Annotated in this window: 1 protein-coding gene and 1 pseudogene; both read left to right on the top strand. The window is 73.2% G+C overall.

Annotated elements, in window-relative coordinates:
* Positions 1–205 (top strand): annotated as a pseudogene (locus FV222_RS29900) (hypothetical protein); the annotation flags it as partial.
* Positions 206–280: 75 nt separating this feature from the next.
* The coding region (locus FV222_RS20795; protein WP_147815541.1) for a helicase-related protein at positions 281–3,357 on the top strand (3,077 nt) is incomplete at its 3' end.

Raw genomic sequence — 3,357 nt, 5'->3', positions numbered from 1 at the left:
GGTGACGGAGGGGCGCGGCCGGCGCCGCGGGCCGCTCACCGCCGTGCCGGACACGCTCTGCGCCGACATCGAGACGGGGCGGCCGTCGACGCGGATCGAGCTCTACGGCATCCCCGATCGCGACGGATCGGCCTACGGCCTTGGCGGAGAGCGGGCGCCCGCCCCATATGATCGCTCGTTCCGGCGCAGGCCGTCGGCCGACTGACGCCTCGTCCCCCCGGGGCGGGATGCGTCGCCATGCGGTGCCTCGACGGCTCGCGCGGCACCCAGCGCCGAAGGGATGGCTCCGATCCTCCAGCACCGCCGCTCCCTCCCGCCCTCGTCCCGCGCGCGCGGCGTCACGGCGGTTCTGGGGCCGACCAACACCGGCAAGACGCACCTGGCGATCGAGCGGATGCTGGCCCATCCCACCGGGATGATCGGCCTGCCGCTGCGGCTGCTCGCCCGGGAGGTCTACCTCAGGGTCGTCGCCCGCGTCGGGGTCGACAAGGTCGCCCTCGTCACCGGCGAGGAGAAGATCAAGCCGGACCGGCCGCGCTACTGGATCTCCACCATCGAGGCGATGCCGCGCGACCTCGACGTGGCCTTCGTGGCGATCGACGAGATCCAGCTCTCGGCCGACATGGATCGCGGCCACGTCTTCACCGATCGCCTGCTGAACCAGCGCGGGCGCGAGGAGACCCTGCTGATCGGCTCCTCGACGATCCTGCCGCTGGTGCAGTCGCTGATCCCCAACGTCCACACCACGACGCGCCCGCGCCTCTCGACGCTGACCTATGCCGGCGAGAAGAAGCTCGGGCGGATGCCGCGGCGCACCGCGATCGTCGCGTTCTCGGCCGAGGAGGTCTACGCCATCGCCGAGCTGATCCGGCGACAGCGCGGCGGCGCGGCGGTGGTGCTCGGCGCGCTCTCGCCCCGCACCCGCAACGCGCAGGTCGAGCTCTACCAGTCGGGCGACGTCGATTACCTCGTCGCCACCGACGCCGTCGGCATGGGCCTCAACCTCGACGTCGACCACGTCGCCTTCGCCGCCACCTGGAAGTACGACGGCACCCGCTTCCGCAAGCTGACGCCGGCCGAGCTCGGGCAGATCGCCGGACGGGCCGGCCGCCACCTCTCGGACGGCACCTTCGGCTCCACCGGGCGCTGCCGCCCGTTCGAGCCCGAGATGATCGAGCGGCTGGAGAACCACGACTTCGATCCCCTGCGCATCCTGCAATGGCGCAACCCCGACCTCGACTTCCGCTCGCTCGACGCGTTGCAGGCGAGCCTCGACGTGCACCCGAGCGAGCCCGGCCTGACGCGGGCGCCGATGGGCGAGGACCAGCAGGCCCTCGAGATCCTGATGAAGGAGGACGACTTCCGTGCCATGGCGAGCGGCGCGTCCGCGGTGCGCCGCCTCTGGGACGTCTGCGGGGTGCCGGATTACCGCAAGGTCCACCCCCAAGTGCATGCCGACCTCGTGGCCGAGCTCTACCGCTTCCTGATGAAGGGCATGGCCGGGCGCATCCCCGACACCTGGTTCGCCGAGCAGGTGGCGATGATCGACCGCACCGACGGCGACATCGAGACCCTGTCCCGCCGCATCGCCCACGGACGCACCTGGACCTTCGTCGCCAACCGCCCCGACTGGCTTCGCGATCCGGAACATTGGCAGGGCGAGACGCGTCGGGTAGAGGACAGGCTGTCCGACGCCCTGCACGAACGCCTCGCGAGCCGCTTCGTCGATCGGCGCACCAGCGTCCTGATGCGGCGCCTGAGAGAGAACACGATGCTCGAAGCCCAGATTACCCCCGACGGTGACGTGACCGTCGAGGGTCAACATGTCGGCCACCTCCACGGCTTCCTGTTCGTGCCCGATGCCAGCGCCGAAGGCCACGAGGCCAAGACGCTGCGCAGCGCCGCCGAGAAGGGGCTCGCCGGCGAGATCGAGTCGCGCGCCGAGCGGTTCTCCGCCGCCGCCGACGCCTCGCTGGTGCTGAGCCACGACGGCGTGATCCGCTGGACCGGCGCGCCGGTGGCCAAGCTGGCGCCCGGCGACAAGATCTTCGCCCCCCAGATCCGGCTCCTCGCCGACGACGCGCTTGCCGGCCCCGCCCGCGAGAAGGTGGTGGCGCGGCTCGACGCCTGGCTGAAGGCGCACGTGACGCGCCTGCTCGGGCCGCTGATCGAGATCGAGACCGCCGCCGACCTCACCGGGCTCGCCAAGGGCATCGGCTTCCAGGTCGTCGAGGCGCTCGGCGTGCTGGAGCGCGCCCGCGTGGCGCAGGAGATGCGCACCCTCGACCAGGACGGCCGCGGGGCGCTGCGCCGCCACGGCGTCCGCTTCGGCGCCTACCACCTGTTCCTGCCGGCCCTGCTGAAGCCGGCGCCGCGGACGCTCGCCGCCCAGCTCTGGGCCCTGCAGAACGGCGGACTGGAGCAGCGCGGCCTCGACGAGATCGGGCACCTCGCCGGCTCCGGCCGCACCTCGATCAAGGTCGATCCCGAGATCGCCAAGGGCCTCTACCGCGCCGCGGGTTTCCGCGTCTGCGGCGAGCGCGCGGTGCGCGTCGACATCCTCGAGCGGCTGGCCGACCTGATCCGTCCCGCCGTCTCCTACCGCCCCGGCACCACGCCGGGCGCGCCGCCCCCCGGCGCCGCCGACAAGGACGGGTTCGTCGCCACCGTCGGCATGACCTCGCTGGTCGGCTGCTCGGGCGAGGATTTCGCCTCGATCCTGACCTCGCTCGGATACAGCGCCGAGACCCGGCCCGGCCCGGCGATCACCGTGCCGCTGCTGCCCGCCGCCCCGACGACGCCGGTCCAGCCCGTCGCACGCGCGACGGACGGTGCGACCGAGGCGACTCCCGAGGCCACGTCTGAAGCTGAAGCCGGCGAGACCGGCCCCGCCGAGGCTGCGGCCGCCGAGGCGGCGACCTCGGACGCCGTCTCGGAACCGGCCGAGCCGAACGCGCACGAGGCGGAGGCCGGAGAGGCCGTCCCCGCTCCCGAGGCAACGCCAGAGCCCGAGGCGGCGCCCGCCGCCGAGGAGCCCGTTGCGGAAGCCGCGCCGGACGAAGCGCCCGCCGAGGACGCCGCCGTCGAGCCGGCGAAGGAGGATGCGGGCGTCGAGGCGACCGCTTCCGAGCACGCCGACACGCCGACGAACGACGCGGCTTCCACGGAGTCGGCTTCGACCGACGTACTTCAGACCGCCGACGAGGGTTCAGCCGCACCCGCCGGCGAGGAAATTCCCGCCGAGGCCGCGTCCGAACTGCTCGCCGACGCCGTCGCCGAGGAGCCGGCGACCATCGAGGTGTGGACGCTGCAGCGCCACCAGCGCCAGGCCAACCCGCGCCCGAACCGCCCGCGCGG

Source organism: Methylobacterium sp. WL103, from assembly GCF_008039885.1.
GTDB lineage: Bacteria > Pseudomonadota > Alphaproteobacteria > Rhizobiales > Beijerinckiaceae > Methylobacterium > Methylobacterium cerastii.
This window is presented reverse-complemented; position numbering and strand designations above follow the sequence as displayed.